Genomic DNA, 21,468 nt, shown 5'->3' with positions numbered 1-21,468 from the left:
ATGAATGATCCTCCATCCAATCAACTTTTCTCATTGGAAAATAAAACATCAAGAATTACATTTTTATTTATGTTTTTAGGTTTTTCTTTACTAATGTTGTAAGCCGCATTTAAAAGGTTTAGAGAGGCATCAACGTCGCTCTTGTCACTGACAAACAACTTAGCTATTGTCTCCCCTTCTTCAACTTTATCACCAAGTTTTTTGTTAATTGTTAAACCAACACTTTTATCGATAATATCTTCTTTTTTTTGTCTGCCGGCTCCTAATACCATTGATGCTAAACCTATTTTTTCGGTATCAATAAAGGTTATATACCCTTGTTCCTTTGCCTTGAATTCTAAAGTTTTTGAGGATATATTAAGATACTTAGTGGGATCATCAACTACTTCTTCTTTTCCGCCCTGAGCTTTTATCCATTCTTTCATTTTTTCTTTTACTATACCGCGTTCTATGTTTTCTATTAATTTTTTCTTCGCTTCTTCATAGGTTATTATACCAGATAAAGAAGCCATATAAGAAGAGATTTCTAAACATAACTCAGAAAAATCTTTTGGGCCTTTTCCTTTGACTGTATCTATTGCTTCCATTACCTCCAAAGCGTTTCCAACGTTATCTCCCAAAGGTTGATCCATATTGGTAATTAAAGCAACAGTATTTTTATCGTATCTTTTTGCGATCTTTAGCATGATTCTACCTAACTCTTTGGCATCTTCAATGTTTTTCATGAACGCCCCTGAACCCACTTTGATGTCCAAAAGGATTCCGTCACTATTTATGGCGAGTTTTTTACTCATTATACTTGAAGCTATTAAGGATAATTCCTCAACAGTTGCGGTAGAATCCCTTAAGGAATACAACTTTTTATCTGCTGGGGCAATATTTCCAGTCTGTCCAGCCACAACAATCCCTACGTTGTTCGCTATTTCAAAGAATTCTTCAGTGGTTAGAGAGGTTTTAAAACCAGGAATAGATTCAAGCTTGTCTATAGTTCCTCCAGTGTGCCCTAAAGATCTGCCCGATAATTTGGCTATTTTAACCCCTAATGAAGCAACCATAGGTGCTATGGCTATTGTAGTTTTGTCACCAACGCCTCCAGTAGAGTGTTTGTCGATTTTTTTACCTGTGATCCTTGATAAGTCTATAATATCTCCACTTTTAAGCATTACATCCGTTAGATTATAACTTTCTTCCTCTGTTAAATGGTTGAAGAAAATAGCCATTAACCAGGAAGAAACTTGATAGTCTGGAATACGGTTTTCTAAATAGCCATTGATCATAAATTCTATTTCTTCTCTTGTATTTTCTTTAGCATCTCTTTTATTTTTTATAATATCGTATGCTCTCAACTTTAAACCTCCGTTTCATTATTTGTTTTGATAGGAAGGATGACTTGAAACAATGTACCGTTGTTTTCTTCACTGTCTAAATATATTCTTGCATTGTGGTTATCCAAAACAGTTTTGACTATGTACAAACCAATCCCCAAGCCTGGTACTTGCCTGCTTCTCGATTTGTCTACTCTGTAAAATAGATCGAAAATCCTTTTTAATTCTTTTGAAGGTATGCCTATTCCTGTATCTTCAATTTCCAAAATTATAGTATTGTCATTTTCGTACAATCTTAACCATACTTTCTTTTCGCCTTTTTCTTTTAAAGCTGTGAATTTAAAAGAATTGTCTAAAATATTATACACTACCTGAAGGAGTCTATCTTCATTACCGAAAACGTATAGATCATCTTCTATTTGTTCTTCAAACTCAATGGACATCTTATCAGCAACAATTTTAAAGAAATCAAAGGCTCTCTTTACCGTATTAGAAAAATTGAAATATACAAATCTTTTTTCTTCGCCTATATTTTTTTCCAATCTCTCTATATCTAAAAGATCGTTAAACATTCTGGTTAATCTCGATATTTCTTCTTCTATTTTTTTTAGTGGTTGATAAATTTCTTCGTCCAAATTAGGTTCGTGCAATATCGTTTCTAAGTATCCGCTTATAACAGATAAAGGTGTCCGCATTTCATGCGACATGATGGTTAAGAATTCCCTTCTTAGATCTTCTAAATTTTTTTCTTTCGTGATATCTAACAAAATAATAACTCTATAATTTTCAACATTTATTGATTTAACTTGACATCTGAAGTATTTTTTTTCTGGATAATAGAATGAAGTTTCTTCTTCCAAATCTTTATTAGTTTTAAAACTTTTTAAAGTCAATTCAATGAGATTGTGATTGTCAACTACCTCTGTTAATGACCTACCGACAAAATTTTCTGTTGTGAAAATATTTTTGGCAAAAGAATTAGCGAAATCCACCCTGATAATTTCATTTTGATTATAAGAAACCAATATTATTCCTTCGGAAAGGGTATCTAGAATCGAAAATATGTTCCTTCTTTTGTATTTTTCGGATTTGTATTTTTCTTCTAAATTTTTAATATACAAAGTTAGTTGATGCAAAAGAAAATCATCAACAGGATTTTTTATGTTTATATTTATGCTTTTTGCAATCTCATTTTTAAACCGTTGATGAGCCTTTTCTTCTTTTCTCTTTCTTGAATAAGCATATATAAATAAAATATTTGTGATAATAAGCAATAAAATAACGATAATATATATATTGACCAATATTTTCACCTAGTTTATTAATAAAATCCAATTGGAAAAAAGGCAGAGGTATTACCCTCTGCCATTGAATATTTAGTAGTTTCTTTCCTTTCCAGGATCTCTGAATTTGTATCCTTTCCCTCTTACTGTAATTATGTATTTTGGATTAGAAGGATCTTCTTCGATCTTTGTTCTCAACCTTCTGATATGAACGTCTACTGTTCTTGTATCTCCGTAGTAGTCATAACCCCACAATTTATCCAACAATACATCTCGACTAAAGACTTTTCCTTCATTTTTAGCAAGAAAAACTAACAAATCGAACTCCAACGGGGTAAGGCTGACTGGATTTCCCCCTACCCAAACTTCTAATCTTTCAGTGTCGATAATTAAATCTTTGGCTGTAATTTTTTTGGGTCCTTCTTCTTTCATTTGAGCTGATGCAGCTTGTCTCCTAAATATGCTTTTAATTCTTGCAATTAGTTCTCTTACATTAAAAGGTTTAGTGACATAATCATCGCTACCAAGTTCTAACCCAGCTACTTTATCAGCAGCATCATCTTTGGCACTCAATATGAGTACGGGCGTATTGCGATAATCTTCGCTGGATTTCAAGATTCTAATTAAATCAAATCCATCCATTGAACCTGGTAACATAATATCCACTATGAAAAAGTCGGTATCTTTTTCCTCTAATTTCTTTAAAGCCTCATCAGCAGACACAGCCGTTATTACTTCGTAACCTTCTTTGGTCAAGTTCAAAGATAACATTTCAGAGATCGCCGGATCGTCTTCTACTATCATAATACTTTTTTTTGCCACTTTTCTTTCCCCCCTTTGGGATATTTTTTTGGTTAACTTATTTAACTAAGACTCATCTTCATGTGTAACGCTCAGAAATTTGTCCTGACAAATTTATACTCTCCATTTTTTGATTTAAGTTTTTTCTCAGGATCTTTTTAGAAACAATATTTCGAGTTAATTCAAAAGTTGCGATTTTGTTAATTTCATCAAAGGCTTCTCCCTGAAAATGCACTTTGTTGTAGGAAACATCTGTTATTTTTAACTTTATGAATACCTTAAAAGAATAAGGTGTAGAGGACAGATGGTCTATGCAACTATGTGAAACTACAGAAACTTGATCTTTTTCCAAAAGATCTTTTAAAATATTATACGTACATTTATGTATTTCTTCTAAAAGAGAAGAGGTGCTTAAAGCATGAAAACTTATAACTTCTTTATCTTCTGACCATAAATAACTTTCATCTTTTACTTTAAAGGAGTAATTAAATTCCTTTCCTTTCAATGAGATTATTTTCTCTAGAAAGGTACTCATAGTTTACCACCTTTGCTTCTTCTTGAGTTGAGGATACTCCAAGATTTTCAAAATATTCCTTTAGGTCATCTGTATCTTTCTGTAATAAGTCTCTTAGTTCCTGTCCTGAGATAGTTTCCTTTTTTAAAAGATATTGAGCAATGAATTGTAGCTTCTCCTTGTTCTCTAACAACACTGATTTAGCCTTTTCATAGCTTTTATTTATTATTTGCTTTACCTCAGAATCCAGTTCTTTTGCAGTTTCATCCGAATAGTTTTTTTCTCTAAATAGTTCACGTGCTAAAAACGTTTCTTCACTTTCGCTAGCCCAAGCTACAGGACCTATTTTTTCGCTCATACCAAAACTTTCTACCATCCTTCTTGCCATTTCTGTAGCTCGCTTTAAATCATTTTCGGCTCCGCTGGTAATTTCATCGAATATTATTTCTTCTGCGGCTCTACCAGCTAACATTACCGCAATATCATCGAGTATTTCAGATTTATTCATCAGATACCTGTCTTCAGAAGGTAACTGTAAGGTGTACCCTAAGGCCGCGTAACCTCTAGGAATAATTGTTACTTTGTGTACAGGGTCAGCATTTGGTAAGATAGTTCCTAAAATAGCATGACCTAGTTCATGATATGCAACGACTTCTTTTTCTTGTTCGGAAAGCACTCTCGTTTTCCTCTCGGGACCAACTATAACCCTTTCGATAGCTTCTTCGCAATCCTTCATTGTTATGAACTTTTCCCCGTTTCTTGCTGCCAAAAGCGCCGCTTCGTTGACTAAATTTTCTAAATCTGCTCCGACAAATCCAGGAGTAGCTCTGGCTAACACCTCTAAATCAACATCGGGGGCTATTTTCTTGCCTCTAAAGTGAATCTTTAATATATCCTTCCTTCCTTCGGCATCAGGTCTATCAATTACCACTTTTTTATCAAATCTTCCAGGTCTTAGCAAAGCTTTGTCTAGAACATCAGGCCTATTTGTAGCTGCCATAACTATTATTCCAATACTTGGATCGAATCCATCCATTTCTACTAATATGGAGTTAAGGGTCTGCTCCCTTTCATCATGACCTCCTCCAAGACCCGATCCTCTTTGCCTACCAACTGCATCTATTTCATCAATAAAAATGATAGCAGGTGCGTTTGCCTTAGCTTGATTGAAAAGATCTCGAACTCTTGCGGCTCCTACCCCAACAAAAAGTTCCACAAAATCAGAACCACTAATATAAAAAAATGGTACACCTGCCTCTCCAGCCACTGCTCTAGCAAGTAAAGTTTTACCTGTGCCTGGTTCCCCTACTAAAAGCACACCCTTTGGCATTCTAGCGCCTAGCCTATTAAAAACCTTTGGATCTTTCAAAAATTTTACTACGTCTGTTAATTCTTCTTTCGCTTCCTTAACCCCTGCAACGTCATTAAAAGTGGTGCGGGTTTTTTTGGGGTCATATTTTTTAGCAGGACTTTTTATAAAATTCATACCTTGATTTGCTCCACCCCCGCTTGATCGAAACAAAAAGGTGAAAAGAAAAATAAGTAAGAAAACAGGCAAAAGAAACGTTAAAATAGAGAACCACCAACTGTTTTCTAAGCTTCTGACATATTTAATCTCTATTCCTTGATTTGCAAGTCCATAAACATATTGTTGGTCTGATAAAAGAGTTGGGGCATATGTTTCATAATAAAGTCCTCTATTATCTCTTGCTCTGGCATAGCCAGAATCTTCTATTTCTAGAGAGACAATCTTTTTATCTTCCAACATTTGAACTAACTCACTATATTCTATTTTCGAAACATCTGGAGTACCGATAAGGCTGTTAACTCCAACATATATAAAAATACCTATTGTTATATATATTAATAATAGCCAAAGAACTCTAGATTGGTTTCTTTTATTTTGCAAGACTAGACCTCCTCTTTTCTCAATTCTATAAGTTTATTAAATTTTAACTAGCAGAGAATCACTTTTTTTTGTTATACTTAACCCATTTATCTTTCTTACTCCACCCTTGCGCATTTTTATGATTTTCTCTGTTTCCTCCATATTTGGAGGATATTTACCAAACTTCAAAAAGGCAATTCTTATTATTTCGCCATCGAAAAAGTCATTTTCTAATCTTAATTTTAATGAGTCTTTACTGATCTCACTTCTTTCTTCAAATTTCCTTTTAACTTCTTCCCTGTAACTCCAAATGATTTTTGCAAGTCTAAAGAAACTTTCTTTGTACCTTGGATTGATCTTCTCAAATAAAGGAGTAAATTCATATCTTATCTTATTTCTGGCATAATCCAAAGAATAATTGTACTTATCTTCCACATACTCTATATTATTAATTGTAACATAATTTTTGATTTCTTCCAAGTCTATACATAACATTGGTTTTGTTATTTCTTCTTCTATAGGGATTAAGCCGCCTAATCCATATATACCTGTTCCTCTCAAAATTCTGTAAATCATCGTTTCAAATAAATCATCCATATGATGGGCGGTCGCTATTTTATTATAACTTAATCTTCTTAATGTTTCATAAAAAAACTCATATCTTAAATTTCTTCCCGCTACTTCTACGCCTACCTTGTTTTCTTTTGAATATGTAAAGACATCCGCTTTTTTAGAAAAAAAAGGTACATTTAATTTCCAACAAGCTTGTCTCACAAAAGCTTCGTCATTATCAGCTTCTTCTCTCATACCATGGTTTAAATGGGCTACAGCTATTTCAAATCCCATAATTTTAGATAATTTAAACATTACATGAAGCAAAGACATTGAATCTTTTCCACCGGAAACTCCTAATAGAATTTTATCATATTTGTTAAAAATTTTATAGTCTCTTATAAATTTAAATATTTTTTTCTCAAAATCTTGGAGTATCACTTCCTCTTCTCCTTTCAGTTAACACTCTGACAGTGCCTAGAAAAACAAAACAGCGTCTCAAGACGCTTTGACTACTAAAAATATGGTGGAGCCGGTGAAGGGATTTGAACCCCCAACCTACTCATTACGAATGAGCCGCTCTACCGTTGAGCTACACCGGCAACTTAATCCGTTATTGACAATACATACAAAAAACCCCTATTTGGGGTCAAAAATGGAGGGCCTGATTATCAAAAAATATAATATCCGACCTTAATGCGGAATTTCGCACTATTAAAGTGCCAAGCACCATTACGTGCACGAGATTCTTTAGGCCCTCCATTGCTTATTTTACTATATAATTTCAAAAATGTCAACTGTGCGCAGAGGTCCCATTTCCTTTTTTGGGTGGGCTGCGGGGCAAAGGAGCGCTAAAACTCATTATACAGGAGTTGTGTGATAAGATAACACATCTTCCAAAAGATATGGTATAATCAAATTATCAATGAAAGCACTTCCTCCATGAGGTTGGAAGGAAGCGCTTTTTTTGAATATTTGCCAAAGTATTGAATAAATAATGAATATGAGCTTCAAAAATAAATTTGAAAATAGGGGGTAGTAGATATATGCAAGAGATTCCAGCAAATATATCATTGGGTTTAACCATGGGAACGATTGCAGCGGCACTTTTTTTCATCGCTAATCTTTATGTATTTTTTCATCTTATTAATCAATTGGTTTCACCAAAAAAGCACTGGAAATGGCTAGACAAAATGAGAAATAGATGGCACTATGTGCATTATTTAGGAAATGTTGCCGCATTTATTGCAGCTTTAGCACATGGTGTTTTAATGTTGCAGTATGCTTCAGTATTTCACTGGATACTTATAGCTGTGATGGGCTGGATGGTCTTTGCAGGTTTTACCATGAGGTTTACAAAATCAAGTCCAAAGTTTAAAAAGACCCTTAGGATGTTTCATGCAAAATGGTATATGTTTGTTATTGTACTGGTACTGCTGATAGTAGCTCATATTGCTTCGCTTGGATCCTTCCCGTATTCCTTAGGGTAAATAAATTTTTAGGATGAATAAATTTATAAATAGTTACTGATTCTTTCTAATTTTAAAAAGATACAAAAAGGGGAATAATCTATTTAGAGGTGTTGATATGAGTAAACTTTTCACTCCATTTAAACTAAAAAACCTTGAAGTTAACAATCGTATCATGATGTCGCCCATGTGCATGTATTCTGCTAGTGATGATGGCAAGTCAACTGACTGGCACTTTGTCCACTATGGAACCAGAGCACTGGGAGGTGTAGGCCTTCTCATGCAAGAGGCTACAGCCGTGGAAAGGCGAGGTAGAATTACTGGCAATGATTTAGGATTGTGGGATGATAGTCAAATGGATCCTCTGAAAAAAATGGTGGACTTTGTGCATTCTGTAGGAGGCAAAATCGGTGTTCAATTGGCTCATGCAGGAAGAAAGTGTGAGGCGAAAAACGAAAAGGTTGTTGCTCCTTCTAGTATTAAGTGGAGTGACGAATACTCCATTCCATCAGAGCTTACTAAAAATGAGATGAAAGATATAATTAAGGCTTTCGGTATTGCCACGGCAAGAGCGGTTAAAATTGGTTATGACACTGTAGAAGTCCACGCAGCTCATGGTTATCTCATTCATGAATTTTTGTCACCACTTTCTAACAAAAGAAGTGATGAATATGGAGGCAAAATAGAGAACAGAGTAAGATTTTTGCGGGACGTATTAATTGAGGTAAAGAAAAATATACCCGATGATATGCCGGTTTTTATGCGTATATCCGCCACTGACTTTGTGGACGGAGGCATCGACATAAAAGAAACGATAGAGATAGTAAAACTTGTGAAAGACCTTGTAGATATTGTGGATTGCAGTTCGGGTGGTCTCTTATCACCGAGAATAGATTTTTATCCAGGCTATCAGATAATTTATGCAGAAGCTGTAAAAAGAGAAACAGGGGTACCATCTGTGGCTGTGGGTTTAATAACCAGTCCAGAAATGGCGGAAGAGATAATAGGGAACGAAAGGGCGGATATGGTTGCACTGGGGAGAGTGCTTTTGAGGCAGCCGTACTGGCCTGTATATGCCGCCCATGAGCTCAAGGATAGAGATATTATAGTAAGGCAGTATTACAGAGGAAGATATACATAAAAGAGTAATCTTTGTGGGGGCTTTACAAAGTGAAAATTTTGTGATAAAATAATTGAGCAGAAGATGGGGACGTGGTGAAGTTGGTTATCATGCCGGTCTGTCACACCGGTGGCCGCGGGTTCGAGTCCCGTCGTCCCCGCCATATTTTGAAAAGACGAACATTAAATGTTCGTCTTTTTTTAAGTTATTTTTAAAGTTTAGGGCATATTGTTATTTTTGAACAATTAATACTCTATTTGTTTAATTTGTGATACAATAGAAGTGACAGAAGGTTTACAAAATTAATGGGGGGGATTATACTAAAATGCAAAAAGAAATAGATAAAGAATCTTTTATGGAAACTTTTCAAGAAATGGTAGATCTTTTGCAGGAAATAAATTGGGACGAAAGTGAGAATGATTTTCTAACAAAGCTTTTAAAAATTGCTATAAAGATCATACCCGAAGCAGAATACGGTTCTATTTGGTTAATTAGGGGAGCATTATATGAAGCCATAGTTGGAATTGGTTACGATGAAGATCTAATTAAAGAAATGGTTGTTCCGTTCAACGAGTCATATGTAAGTAACTATATGGACAGAGATTTAATAGAGATTCAGAATATTTTGGATTACAATTCCCCTGAAACCGATTTGTACAAAATCAGTAAAAAATTACATAAAGAAACGAATCAAATGGTAACTTTGATTTCAGCTTTAAAAAATAAAGACAGTGTAATTGGGCATATATATATTGACAGCTTCCATGTTGACTCTTTCGATGATAATTCAAAAAAAATGCTTAGAATGTTCAGTAATTTAGCATCTATTTTTTTGACTTTGAAAATCCTACGGGATTCAGAAAAAGAAACAGTAGAGACAAATTCTAATTATTTGAGTTTTATTAGTCATGAATTGAGAACACCTTTGACTTCAATTATAGGATTTGCCGAAACAATATTGAACAATGAGGATTTAAAAAAAGATGAGATAAAAAGTATCATAAGAAAGATACTATTTTCTGCTAAACATATGAACTCACTTTTAGACGATATTTCAACTTTCAACAAATTAAATAGAGAGAAGAGATTGAATTTAGAAAAATTAAATTTAAAAAAGTTATTATATGAGGTTTTATCGATGTTAGAGCCGACAGCATCCCCTGATGTTGAAATAAATCTTGATTTTCCCGTTGATATACCAGTAGATATTGAAACAGATGAGACTAAATTAAATCAAGTCCTTGTAAACGTAATAGGGAACGCAATGAAATACACCACAGAAGGTTCAATAGATATCCGTGTAGGTTACGAAAGTCATACAAAACATTTTCTAATCGAGGTAAAAGATACGGGACCTGGAATTCCAGAAGATAAATTAAAAGACATATTTAGACCATTTTTTAGAGTTTCTAAAGATAAACCTGGAAGCGGATTGGGTCTAGCAATTGTAAAAAAGAATCTTGAAATGCTCAAAGGTAGTGTAGAGGTAAAATCAAAATTAGGCAAGGGAACTACGTTCCTGATAAAAATACCCCAATCCATAAGTGGTATTGTAGATAAGTGTCAATAATAGTTACGCTGAACATATTTTTTCAAAAAAATTTGGGAAGAGTACTTTAGGGTCACCGCCTGTTTTTAAGGATCTATCTAATTCTTCTATATCTATTATTATTTTTTCTATAGAAGTAAGGAAGTAGAGTTTCTCAACATTGATTTTTTTTACTTTGTCGTTTTTAAAATTGAAACCTAAAAAAGAAGCTACTCGTTGTTGTGAAACCATGCTATCTTTGCTGACTTTCATGACTTCAGACCAATTGTAATTGGTCTTTCTTTCGCCGTTTAATATCACCGCATATAGATCCAAAAAGTACTTATATAAATAATTTGCTAGGGCAATTGGGGAGAATGAAGAAGATTTTACAATTGACTGCAGCTTTATTAGTGAATTTGATAATTTCTTTGTTACTAAATCATAGCAGAGTTCTTCGTAATTAGCCGAAGAAAAATAAGTAGAAACATCTTCCACGTCTTTTATAGATATAATTTCCGTATTGGAGTATATGCAAAGCTTCTTAATTTCCTCATACAACAAATCCTCATTTTTCCCCACAAATTGTATTATTTTCTCGGCTGTTTCATCACTTAATTGTTTGTTTAACTTGCTTGCAAAATCCTTAAGCATTTCTATCCACAGTTCATCTTTCCAAGGGGGAGGAATCATTGCCTCTATTTTTTTATCGAAAGTTATTTCTTTTAGATATTTATTTTCTTTTTGAATATCCAAAATGAGTGTACCTTCAAAGGGGCTTTCGCAATGTTTCAGTAAGGTAGACATCTTTTCTTGATAGGGTATTTTGAAAGAGTCAAAATCTGAAATTATTATGATTCTGTTTGTTGAAAAGATACTTCCCATGGTGAAAATATTGTTGATCTCTTCATCTACATAATTTTCCGGCGATAACGTAACTATTTCAGCATTTGGAGATTTTTTAATAATTTCTTCGATTCTGATTCTTTTTTGTATAGTTGAATTTCCCAAAATTAATATTTTTTGCAACCTTACCTCTCCTTCAGTCGCTTGTATGAAGTTGAATGATTTCGTGATCTTTTAGGAATTTATCTGGTGGAACAGATTGCGAAACAACGGTGTTACCATTACCAGTGATTATTACGTTTTTTTCTTTTATTCCTAAGTTCAACAGGATGTTGTAAGCTTCGGTTATAGGATAACCAGTCAAATTAGGCATAATATCTTGATAAAAAACTTTTTGATTTTGGATTGTGTTACTTTCTTTGGCATATCTATAAAAAATGTTAGTTAAAACTGGTGCAGCTACTTCTCCACCATAAAATTCTTCTTTAGGATTATCTATTATAACAACAGCAGTATATATGGGATCAACAACCGGATAAAAACCAACAAACAATGAATAATAGCTACCTTCAACGTATCCTACGCCACTTTCTGCCTTTTGAGCGGTGCCGGTTTTCCCACCGATTCTCAACCCTTCCTTATAGGCTTTTTGGGCTGTTCCTTCTATGACTGTATAACTCAGCCACTCTTTTACCATCTTAGCGGTAGGTTCAGATATAACTTGTCTTTCTGAGATTTCTTTTTCTTTTAAAAAAGTTGGTTGTACATACGTCCCGCCGTTTGGAATTATGTTAAAAGCTGATATTAATTGTATAGGTGTGATACCTATTCCTTGACCCAGAGCAATCTGAAAAGGGGTTATTTCATACCAATCATCCGGATAAGGGACTACCCCATTGACTTCGCCTTTGAATTCTATCCCTGTTTTTTCCCCAAAACCATAGGTTAAAAGCTTTTGATAGAGCCATTGATTAGAAAATTCTTCGAGGATTTTTTCCATCATCTGTGCTATCGCTATATTTGACGAGTATGATAGAGTTTCCTTCAGCCCGATTTCTCCCATTCCATAACCTTGAGATTCGGTCACTTTAAAGTTTTTTTTGCCTGTAGGGTAGTATTCGTATCCTGAATAAAATTTATCATTAGCATTAATTATATGTTCATCTAGTGCTGTAGAAATTAATAATGGTTTAAGTGTGGAACCTGGTTCTATATACCCCATATAAGCAATATTCCATGGATAAAGTGAAACACTCGATTTAATCTTACCTGTTTTACTCTCCATAACAACAATAACTCCGCCTTCTGCGGATTCTTTTTTTACAGTATTTAGAAGTTCTTCATATGCTATTTGTTGCATTTTCAAATCTATACTTAAACTTGTTGTTTTTTGACTGTTTAATACCCCATTATCTAATAAAAAAGGTTCGATTCCGTAAGAGGTTTTATTCGCTTTTCCAACTAGTAAATCAAGAGAGAATAATTCATTGTAAATACGTTGAGTAACAGGGTATATTCTAGAATATTTGTTTAAAATTCCCAGATCGATATAAGCTTCTTCATAGGTATCATAAGTTCCCCATTTTAAAAATTTTATGTTTTCTATTTGATCATCACTAAACCTTTGATTCAATATATATTTATTTCTTTTAAAGTCGTTTTGTAATTTCATAAAGCCTAAATCGATCCAAGCTTCATATTTTTGTTGGTTGTATACAATCAAATTTCCATTGGAATCCACAAGTTCTGAATATTTGTTATTTTCTAATGAAGCTGAAAATTCGTTAAAATCCTTTGCCAAAGGGTTATTATACACAAAGGTGAGGATAATTAGAAAAACATATCCTGAAAGAAAAAAGAAGGTGAAGAATAACCATTTGTGTTTCATGGCTGAATTATTTCTCCATGATATTTAAGATCTCTATGTATCTGTCAATTTGGTTATCCAAGGCAGATATCTGTGACTCCATATTATTAAGCTCCATCTGAGATTGGGATATTATGGATTTATAATTTTCAATATTTTTGCCAAAGTTAAGAAAGATGGTAAGCCAAATGCTAACGGTTAAAAAGGCTAAGAAAACTAAAATGATTATAACAATATCCAGAGACTTGACTTTAGATTTAGTCTTTTCAATTCCTTTACTTTTTGCGTACACATTTTTTTCCATAAAAACTCCCCCTAACTCTTGTCATTTGTTAAATCCCTATATACTCAGCCACCCTCAATTTGGCACTTCTGCTTCTTAGGTTACGTTTTATTTCCTCTTGCGAAGGTAAAGTAGGTTTGGGAGTGAGAAAATTATATCTTTCATTGTTTTTGAAAAAATTTTTAACGATCCTGTCTTCCAGCGAATGAAAAGTTATTACCGTTACCCTTGCTCCTACCTTTAAAAAGTTTTCCAATTTAGAAAGGGTTTCTTCGATATTTTTTAATTCTTCATTAACTTCTATTCTCAGAGCTTGGAAAGTTTTAGTGGCAAAATGTCTGTGCCTTTCGTGAACTTGCGAACTGGGTAGTCCTTTTCTAATGGCGTTTACTAATTCTAGTGTCGTGTTTATAGGCCTGTTTTTTACAATGCTTTTGGAAATACTGTGAGCAAACCTTTTTTCTTCTCCATACTCAAAAATGATGCGCCTGAGCTCTTCTTCTGAATAATTGTTAACTATGTACGCTGCATCTTTTTCCGATTGAACATCCATTCTCATGTCTAAAGGTTCGTCTTTAGTAAAAGAAAATCCCCTATTTTCACCTTTTAGCTGAAAGGTAGAAACCCCTAAATCCATTAAAAAACCGTCAACTTTGTCAATATCTAAACCTCTCAAAATCATGTCTATATCTTTATAAGAAGATTTAATCAATACCACATTATCCGATAGATCTTTTAACCTTTGTTCTGCAATTTCCAAGACCTCGTAATCTACATCTATGCCGATTACCTTAGCCATATTATCGGTGTATTCTAAAATAGCTTTTATATGTCCACCTTCGCCTGCGGTACAATCCACATAAATGCCGTCTTTGTTGGTTATCAAATAGGATAAGACTTCCTCAACCATTACACTTTTATGAAAATCGTCGTATTTTCTTACTATTATTATACACCTCTTTTGCAGAAAAACAAATTAATTTTTTTACTTATATTTCGCAAAGAATAACAGTTCTTCTTCTATGAATTCGTCTATTTCTCCATCCAAGACTGCTTGAGCATTAGAGGTTTCATACTCTGTTCTTAGATCTTTAACTAAGGTATATGGATACAAAACATATGATCTAATCTGATTTCCCCATGAAATATCTTTTACCTCACCACGTAATCTTAACTTTTCTTCTAACTTTTTTTGATGTTCTAACTCATATAATTTTGCCTTTAAAATTTTTAAAGCCGTAGCTTTGTTTTGATGTTGTGAGCGCTCGTTTTGCACCGCTACCACTATACCTGTAGGTAAATGAGTAATCCTAACTGCTGAATCGGTTTTGTTAACATGTTGACCGCCTGCTCCGCCTGATCTATACGTATCTATTTTCAGATCGTCTGGATTTATTTCTATCTCAACATTTTCATCAAATTCAGGCATCACAGATATTGAGGCGAAAGAAGTATGCCTTCTTCCATTGGCGTCAAATGGAGAAATTCTGACTAATCTATGTACCCCACTTTCGTATTTTAATTTACCGTAGGCATAGGGACCGGAAATTTTGATAGTTGCGCTTTTTATTCCCGCCTCGTCTCCTTCCTGAAAGTCTATAGTTTCAATGTCATAATTATTTTTATCTGCCCATCGAGTGTACATCCTCAACAGCATAGATGCCCAATCCTGTGATTCTGTTCCACCCGCACCAGGATGCAGGCTAAGAAATGCATTTGCATCATCGTATTCTTCTGATAAAAGCATTCTTAATCGAAAAGAACCGATCTTTTTTTCAATAACTTTTAAAATTGCTTCAACTTGGGCGGTCATCGACGGATCATCCTCTGATAATTCAACTGCTATTTCTAATTCCTCAAAATCGTTCTCCAATTTTTTAAATTCATCTATTTCATCTTTTAAATTTTGTGCCATTTTGGAGACCTTTTTTGCCCTGTTTTGATCGTTCCAAAAGTTTGGTTCCATCATTTCTTTGTCAAGTTTTTTAACTTCTTCTTCTACTTTATCTATATTAAAAACTTCTTTTAAATCTTCGAAATTTTCTTTTAATTCGTCTATTTTAACTTTCGTTTCGTATTCTATCATCTGATCACCTCTTAAAAATGGTTTCAATAATTATTTCTTAACTTTATACCTTTTTTTGATCTTGGTTGATTGTTTAGCGATATTTTTACTTTTAGCTTCTCCACCATCATTCGATTCGTCGACCGCTGATACGTTGTTATGTACAAAGTTCAAACTGGCATATATTTTTTTTGCTTCCCTTTCTTCTTTTTCTGGAACTATTTTTGCTATTCTCATTAAATAATTGACTATATCGTCGTATATACTGTCAACCATCTGGTCAAAAAGAAGGTAAGATTCTTTTTTAAATTCCATAACAGGATCTTTTTGCCCATAAGATCTTAATCCTACAGCTTCTTTTAGCGCTTCGATCGCATCTAAATGATGCCTCCACTTTTCATCTATTATTCTTAACATAACAAATTTTGCGACTTTGTTAAAATCTTCTCCAAATTCTTCTTTTTTGTATTGATATCTCTTCCAAAGTAGATCAAAGATTTCATTTTCTATTTCCTCACGCGTGTTCCCCTTTATGTCAGAAATTATTAAATATTGTTTCAATTTTTCTGAAATATTGCTTTTGTCGTATTTTTCTTCGGTTTCATCCCATGAGGATTCCACTATTCTTTCCACAACATCCATAAAGATTTCTTTTATATGATCATCATAGTTACCTTGTTCAAGGATCCAATCCCTATGATTGTATATTACAGATCTTTGTTTGTCCATTACTGAATCAAATTCGTACAATCTTTTTCTTATCGAGAAGTGTATTCCTTCAATTTTCTTTTGGGCATCCCGAATAACTCTACTCAGCATTTTATGTTCTATGGGCTGACCTTCTTCTATTTTTAAAGCGGTCATTAGATTCTTCATTCTGTCTCCACCGAACAATCGTAAAACGTCATCTTCAAAAGAGATAATAAATCTTGATTCACCAGGATCCCCTTGCCTACCAGATCTCCCTATTAATTGGTTATCTATTCTTCTGCTTTCATGCCTTTCCGTACCTAAAACAAAAAGTCCTCCAAGCTCTTTGACCCCTTCTCCCAACTTAATATCGGTACCTCTACCCGCCATATTCGTAGCAATGGTAACGGCGTATTTTTCTCCTGCCTGAGAGATAATTTCTGCTTCCCTCTCATGATATTTAGCGTTCAAAACTTCATGTTGTATTCCTCTTTTTTTCAGCATCTCACTTATGGTTTCGCTATTTTCAATGGATGTTGTTCCCACCAATACAGGTTGGCCCTTTTGGTTACGTTTTACTATTTCATCTATTATTGCTTGATATTTTTCTTTTTCGGTTTTAAAAATTAAATCATTTTTGTCTTCCCTAATAACAGGTTCGTTGGTAGGGATAACAATAACTTCTGTGTTGTAGATCGCTTTGAACTCGTCTTCCTCAGTTTTTGCAGTTCCCGTCATACCTGATAATTTTTTGTACATCCTAAAATAATTTTGGAAAGTTATTGTGGCAAAAGTTACACTCTCTTCTTTGATTTTTACTCCTTCTTTTGCTTCTATAGCTTGGTGCAATCCTTCAGAATACCTTCTTCCAGCTAACAATCTTCCTGTAAATTCATCGACGATGACAACTTCTCCATCGTGAACGATGTAATCTTTATCTCTTTTGAAAAAATTTATCGCTTTTAAGGCGTTCAAAAGATGGAACAAATACTTAATGTTGCTCGGATCGTATAAGTTATCGACAGATAATAGTTTCTCTGCTTTGCTTATTCCTTCTTCTGTTAACGCTAAAGTCTTTTGTTTTTCATCGATAGTGTAATCTTTTTCAACTATAAATTTTTTCGCCAAAGATGCAAATCTTCTGTAAAGTTCGGAAGGAGTATCCGAAGGGCCCGAAATGATTAACGGTGTCCTAGCTTCATCTATCAAAATGGAGTCAGCTTCATCAACTATTGCAAAGTAATGGCCTCTTTGTACTTTGTCAGTATTTTCGTAAACTAAATTGTCTCTTAAATAATCAAATCCAAACTCATTTGCAGTTCCGTAAGTTATATCAGCTTGATATGCTTTTTTTCTCTCTTCTTTGTCCATGTTGGCTTGAATGTATCCTACGCTCAAACCTAGATATTCGTAAACTGGTCCCATCCAATTCGCATCTCTTTTAGCCAGATAATCATTATGTGTAGCCAGATGAACATTTTCTTCTGTTAGGGCATTTAGATATATAGGAAGTGTTGCAACTAAGGTCTTTCCTTCCCCTGTTTTCATTTCGGTTATCTTACCCTCATGTAAAGCGATGCCTCCCATTAACTGTACATCGAAATGCCGCATCCCTATCGTTCTTTGTGAGGCTTCTCGTACGACAGCAAAGGCTTCGGGTAAGATATCGTCTAAACTCTCACCTTGTTTTAACCTTTTTTTAAATTCCAAGGTCTTTCCAGATAATTCAGTGTCGCTGAGAGATTTCATACTTTTTTCTAATTCGTTTATTTTATTTGCGATTTTTGAATATTTTTTTAGTAAACTTTTATTCTTGTCTATAAGTCCAAAAAGCATAAATAATGCACTCCTTTCGAATCAAAATTTCTTAGCTATAATTTTTATCTTATTTTTATTTCTATTGTATACAAGCCGTTATTATCGTATTCTTCTTTTATTACCCAACTATCTAACGAACTATAAAAATTTACTGATAAATAATTTGAAATATCTAAAATTAACAGACTGTTGAGACTTTCTTTTCTTTCAATTTCTTCATAATATTTAGTGTTTTTGAATCGTTGTATTTCTGACAAATACACATTCATCTTATCGGGTAAAACGTTTGAAAATATGAATTCCTCTTCTATAAAATAAAGGTAAACTTGGTTTTCCACACTTTGATTAGACCAAAGATAATAATTGTAAGTTCCAATATTTCCTTCTTCCATATTTCTTGCTTCTGCAAATTCTCTGAGTTTATAAGTATCAATCGATGCTTCAAAGAATAAGTTAAGCTCATTATTACTTATACTTTGTGAACTAACGGCTATAAACTCCTCTTCTTTGATACTATTGACTATAAATCCTATAACATTTTTGCTTTCATCGTCCAAAGGGGTTAAAAAGTTTTCAAAATACGATGGGAAATTGGTTTTGTCTAACTTTTGTATGTTCAAAACTTCTCCAAACAATTTCTTGTTTTCCAAAAGTGTCAAATCAAAATTTTTCTGGGCACCTCTGTAATCTTTAGACTCAAATGTTGCCTTTAAGGTTCTCGAATCAACGGTAACGTAAAAATCCCAAAGGTTATTTTCATTTAAAACATTTTCTAGAGACCCCGATACTAAAGCATTTGAATTGTTATCATAGGTTGTCGGTTCCATGTTCAAAAAGATACCCACTTCATTTTTTTGAATAGCAAAATTTTTTTCTTCTAAGGTGTATAGATCATTGCTCACTTTATTAGCACCAAAAATCTTTGTAAAAATCTCATTGAAGACGTCATATTCGGTAGAGTATATGGCGATACTTTTCGAATTAACCATCAGGTCAAATAAAAGGTTAAAATAGTTCGGATTAAATAATTCGCCAAACGAATAGTCTTTATCCGAATAAAATACCATCGGAGCATTTAAAAAATTTTGAATGTTTGTATTTGTAGATTCTAATGTCGTTGAAAGTAATTCTTTGATATAATCTTGCCCTATCCCTTCAGTTGAGTTTACAAATCGATAAAAAGGTACCGTTTCATAGATTTCAGTATAAACAGCTAAAGGACTTTTTATCCCTATCGTTGTTTCTCCAAAGGTGAATAATGCAATTAAAATCAAAAAGATGAGGATAATTGATAACTTCTTTATTTTATTTCCTCCCTATTATTCAACACTCATTTTGAATTTTGAAATGGCTGAATTGAGATTTTGAGAAAGTTTTTCTAATTCTTGAGCTCTTTCACTAAGTGAGCCAGCGTTTTCAGACTGATTTTGCATCAACATCTTAATTTCTTTAATTTTTTCGCTGGTTTCATTCACTGTTCTAGCTATTCTTTCCATTGAAGAACTCATTTCTTGCGTACTTGCACTTTGTTCTTGCGAACTAGCAGTTACGTTTTCCACCCCTGAAATCATTCCATTTATCTCATTTAATATGCCTTCAAATTGTTCTCGAACCTTGAGGGCTTCATCGTTTATTTCTGCAATAGTATTTACGGTTTTATTGGTTACGTCGTTTACATTGTTGGTACTTTTTTTCAGATCCTCTAAAATGTTGCCGATTTCGTCCGTTGCTTTACCGCTTTCTTCTGCTAATTTTCTTATTTCATCGGCTACAACGGCAAATCCTCTTCCCGCTTCTCCCGCTCTTGCAGCTTCTATTGCTGCGTTCAGTGCTAACAGATTCGTCTGTTCAGTTATGGAATTTATAGTTTGAATAATATTTCCAATATTTTCTGCTTTTTCCAAAAGTTTTGAAACATTTTCTTCTGCTTCTTTGGATTGCTCTACACCAACTTCTATTTTCTTTACTATATTGTGAATACTTTCCATTCCTTTGTTAGCTTGGCTTTGTGTCATTTCAGCTGAATTGGATAACTCTTGTGCAGCAGAAGATAAACTTTGTGCTGAAGAGGCAATTTCTTCAATACCGGATGTGATCTCTTCGACAGATGAGGCACTATCTTCCGAAATTAACTCTATATTTTTTGCTTCGTCGAGAACTTCTTCTGCCGACTTTTTGAATTTTTGTGAGGCTTCTTTTAATTCCTTTGAAGATGTTTCAACTCTTTCAGAAACATCTTTTATACTTTCAATCGTTTCTTTTAAGTTATCTCGCATCTTACTAAACGATTTAGCCATTTCTCCCACTTCGTCTTTGGATTTACTTTCGAATTCTACATCCAAATTCCCTTCTCCGAATTTCAATAATACGTTTGAAAAATCTTTTATTGGTTTTGAGATACCTTTTCCAACAAAGTAGGCAACTACAATTGCTATAACAACTCCCACAACGGTTATTAGGATTATAAGAAGCGTTAAACTATTTATCTCACTGTATATTTCACTCTCGGGTAAATTTAGGAACAAAATCCAGCCATTGGATAGCTTAGAATAACTCGTTAAGAACCCTTCACCATTTAATCTTTCTACAAAAGTCCCTTCTGTAATTGAGCTTATGGTTTCTAAGTAATCCGTTATTTCATCTTCTATACTCTTTCCAGAGTCATAAAGAGGATGGAAAATTACATTAAAATTATCATCCACTAAGTACGCATATGCTTTTTGGTATCCTAAATCTTCTTGAATGAGGTTGGCAAAATATTCCAAGGGAAAACTCATCCCAGCAACACCAACAAAAGTTCCATCTTCTGGATCGTAATAAGGAACAGAATAAGTGATTACATTTGTCTGTAAATATTCATCAAAGTATATATCGGTCCAAACACCTTCACCTTTGTCTCTTGCTTCAAAAAACCACTGATATTTTTTATTTTCTGGGTTAAAAGTATCGTCTAATTTTATATATTCATTTTCTAAACTTTTATCTTCACCCTCAATGTAGTAAAGGGAATACAATTCTTTTGTCCTTAACATATCTGGATTGAAAACTATAAAAGAAGTTGCATTACCTTCTATTTTTTGCGAAAAATTTTGGGGTACATCCTTAGCTCTATCTAAAAACTTTATCACTTCAGCATTTGAAAAACTCGCTATAAAAGGATCAAATCCCAAAAAGGCAGAATCGCTATAATTATCCACTACTATTTCAATAATACTTATTTGTGAACCTAGATCAGATGCAACGCTCGCAGTTAAATTTTCCACTCCGTTTAGTGAATATTCTTCTAAAAGAGCAGTGGATCTGAAAATTGATACAAGACTTATAACGGTTACCACTGCAATCACTAACAAAGCAGAAGATAAAATAATCTTGGTACTGATTCTTTTCAATGCAAACTCCCCCTTTAAAATATGTATCGA

At 33.7% G+C, this 21,468-nt stretch carries 17 protein-coding genes and 2 tRNA genes; 4 read left to right on the top strand and 15 right to left on the bottom strand.

Annotation, left to right across the window (positions count from 1 at the left end; genetic code table 11):
* Positions 1-20: 20 nt before the first annotated feature.
* The 7 genes from NAAC61_RS00160 to NAAC61_RS00130 all read right to left on the bottom strand — a co-directional run bounded on the left by NAAC61_RS00160 (position 21) and on the right by NAAC61_RS00130 (position 6,965).
* Positions 21-1,346 (bottom strand): thymidine phosphorylase, encoded by a 1,326-nt coding sequence (locus NAAC61_RS00160; RefSeq protein WP_121514934.1) that lies wholly within the window; start codon positions 1,344-1,346, stop codon positions 21-23.
* Positions 1,347-1,348: 2 nt separating this feature from the next.
* Positions 1,349-2,629, bottom strand: a complete 1,281-nt coding sequence (locus NAAC61_RS00155; RefSeq protein WP_103064896.1) for a sensor histidine kinase — start codon at positions 2,627-2,629, stop codon at positions 1,349-1,351.
* A 72-nt stretch (positions 2,630-2,701) separates the two neighbouring features.
* Positions 2,702-3,430 carry a response regulator transcription factor gene (locus NAAC61_RS00150; protein ID WP_012208701.1) on the bottom strand — a complete coding sequence of 243 codons (729 nt, stop codon included), beginning with the start codon at positions 3,428-3,430 and terminating at the stop codon, positions 2,702-2,704.
* A 58-nt stretch (positions 3,431-3,488) separates the two neighbouring features.
* Positions 3,489-3,944, bottom strand: coding sequence for a thioesterase family protein (locus NAAC61_RS00145; protein ID WP_103064895.1), 456 nt, complete (start codon positions 3,942-3,944; stop codon positions 3,489-3,491).
* Positions 3,895-5,832, bottom strand: coding sequence for an ATP-dependent zinc metalloprotease FtsH (gene ftsH, locus NAAC61_RS00140; RefSeq protein WP_103064894.1), 1,938 nt, complete (start codon positions 5,830-5,832; stop codon positions 3,895-3,897). The genes NAAC61_RS00145 and ftsH overlap by 50 nt, the downstream gene beginning before the upstream one ends.
* Positions 5,833-5,868: 36 nt before the next feature.
* Positions 5,869-6,804 (bottom strand): tRNA lysidine(34) synthetase TilS, encoded by a 936-nt coding sequence (tilS, locus tag NAAC61_RS00135; RefSeq protein ID WP_202694887.1) that lies wholly within the window; start codon positions 6,802-6,804, stop codon positions 5,869-5,871.
* A gap of 86 nt (positions 6,805-6,890) precedes the next feature.
* Positions 6,891-6,965 (bottom strand) — tRNA-Thr (locus tag NAAC61_RS00130).
* A gap of 444 nt (positions 6,966-7,409) precedes the next feature.
* On the opposite strand from NAAC61_RS00130, the gene NAAC61_RS00125 reads away from it, so the two are divergent.
* The 4 genes from NAAC61_RS00125 (at position 7,410) to NAAC61_RS00110 (ending at position 10,522) form a co-directional block, all read left to right on the top strand.
* Positions 7,410-7,853 carry a hypothetical protein gene (locus NAAC61_RS00125; protein WP_237729673.1) on the top strand — a complete coding sequence of 148 codons (444 nt, stop codon included), beginning with the start codon at positions 7,410-7,412 and terminating at the stop codon, positions 7,851-7,853.
* A 97-nt stretch (positions 7,854-7,950) separates the two neighbouring features.
* Entirely contained in the window at positions 7,951-8,973 is a 1,023-nt protein-coding gene (gene namA / locus NAAC61_RS00120) for an NADPH dehydrogenase NamA (RefSeq protein WP_202694885.1), read from the top strand.
* Positions 8,974-9,038: 65 nt separating this feature from the next.
* Positions 9,039-9,115 (top strand) — tRNA-Asp (locus NAAC61_RS00115).
* A gap of 162 nt (positions 9,116-9,277) precedes the next feature.
* Positions 9,278-10,522: a GAF domain-containing sensor histidine kinase gene (locus tag NAAC61_RS00110; RefSeq protein WP_121514928.1), complete on the top strand. Its 1,245-nt coding sequence runs from the start codon at positions 9,278-9,280 to the stop codon at positions 10,520-10,522.
* A gap of 3 nt (positions 10,523-10,525) precedes the next feature.
* On the opposite strand, the gene NAAC61_RS00105 is transcribed toward NAAC61_RS00110, so the two are convergent.
* From NAAC61_RS00105 to NAAC61_RS00070, 8 genes are read right to left on the bottom strand one after another with little or no spacing between them, the layout of a single operon-like run.
* On the bottom strand, positions 10,526-11,509 hold the full coding sequence (locus tag NAAC61_RS00105; RefSeq protein ID WP_202694884.1) for a DNA polymerase III subunit delta: 984 nt from the start codon (positions 11,507-11,509) through the stop codon (positions 10,526-10,528).
* Positions 11,510-11,522: 13 nt separating this feature from the next.
* Positions 11,523-13,214 carry a penicillin-binding transpeptidase domain-containing protein gene (locus NAAC61_RS00100; RefSeq protein ID WP_103064666.1) on the bottom strand — a complete coding sequence of 564 codons (1,692 nt, stop codon included), beginning with the start codon at positions 13,212-13,214 and terminating at the stop codon, positions 11,523-11,525.
* A 7-nt stretch (positions 13,215-13,221) separates the two neighbouring features.
* Positions 13,222-13,497 (bottom strand): hypothetical protein, encoded by a 276-nt coding sequence (locus NAAC61_RS00095; RefSeq protein ID WP_103064665.1) that lies wholly within the window; start codon positions 13,495-13,497, stop codon positions 13,222-13,224.
* 28 nt (positions 13,498-13,525) lie between these two features.
* A complete protein-coding gene (gene rsmH / locus NAAC61_RS00090; RefSeq protein ID WP_103064664.1) occupies positions 13,526-14,422 on the bottom strand; it encodes a 16S rRNA (cytosine(1402)-N(4))-methyltransferase RsmH in 897 nt (298 codons plus the stop codon).
* 39 nt (positions 14,423-14,461) lie between these two features.
* Complete coding sequence (gene prfB / locus NAAC61_RS00085) at positions 14,462-15,562, bottom strand: peptide chain release factor 2 (RefSeq protein ID WP_202694883.1); 1,101 nt, start codon at positions 15,560-15,562, stop codon at positions 14,462-14,464.
* A 30-nt stretch (positions 15,563-15,592) separates the two neighbouring features.
* Positions 15,593-18,067, bottom strand: a complete 2,475-nt coding sequence (secA, locus tag NAAC61_RS00080) for a preprotein translocase subunit SecA (RefSeq protein WP_103064662.1) — start codon at positions 18,065-18,067, stop codon at positions 15,593-15,595.
* A gap of 44 nt (positions 18,068-18,111) precedes the next feature.
* Positions 18,112-19,323 (bottom strand): hypothetical protein, encoded by a 1,212-nt coding sequence (locus NAAC61_RS00075; RefSeq protein ID WP_103064661.1) that lies wholly within the window; start codon positions 19,321-19,323, stop codon positions 18,112-18,114.
* Positions 19,324-19,368: 45 nt separating this feature from the next.
* The gene (locus tag NAAC61_RS00070) at positions 19,369-21,438 is read right to left on the bottom strand and encodes a methyl-accepting chemotaxis protein (RefSeq protein WP_202694882.1); all 2,070 of its coding nucleotides are present in this window, start codon (positions 21,436-21,438) and stop codon (positions 19,369-19,371) included.
* Positions 21,439-21,468: the final 30 nt, after the last annotated feature.

The sequence above is a fragment of the Petrotoga sp. 8T1HF07.NaAc.6.1 genome, assembly GCF_016772115.1.
GTDB lineage: Bacteria > Thermotogota > Thermotogae > Petrotogales > Petrotogaceae > Petrotoga > Petrotoga mobilis.
Note: the sequence above shows the minus strand (reverse complement) of the source record. Positions and strands in the feature narration are given on the sequence as shown.

What these genes read in the sequence shown, in the direction of transcription:
- NAAC61_RS00100 (WP_103064666.1), bottom strand. Translation starts at nt 13,214, where the DNA reads ATGAAACACAAATGGTTATTCTTCACCTTCTTTTTTCTTTCAGGATAT.
- NAAC61_RS00110 (WP_121514928.1), top strand. Translation starts at nt 9,278, where the DNA reads ATGCAAAAAGAAATAGATAAAGAATCTTTTATGGAAACTTTTCAAGAA.
- secA (WP_103064662.1), bottom strand. Translation starts at nt 18,067, where the DNA reads ATGCTTTTTGGACTTATAGACAAGAATAAAAGTTTACTAAAAAAATAT.
- NAAC61_RS00125 (WP_237729673.1), top strand. Translation starts at nt 7,410, where the DNA reads ATGCAAGAGATTCCAGCAAATATATCATTGGGTTTAACCATGGGAACG.
- NAAC61_RS00145 (WP_103064895.1), bottom strand. Translation starts at nt 3,944, where the DNA reads ATGAGTACCTTTCTAGAGAAAATAATCTCATTGAAAGGAAAGGAATTT.
- prfB (WP_202694883.1), bottom strand. Translation starts at nt 15,562, where the DNA reads ATGATAGAATACGAAACGAAAGTTAAAATAGACGAATTAAAAGAAAAT.
- NAAC61_RS00095 (WP_103064665.1), bottom strand. Translation starts at nt 13,497, where the DNA reads ATGGAAAAAAATGTGTACGCAAAAAGTAAAGGAATTGAAAAGACTAAA.
- namA (WP_202694885.1), top strand. Translation starts at nt 7,951, where the DNA reads ATGAGTAAACTTTTCACTCCATTTAAACTAAAAAACCTTGAAGTTAAC.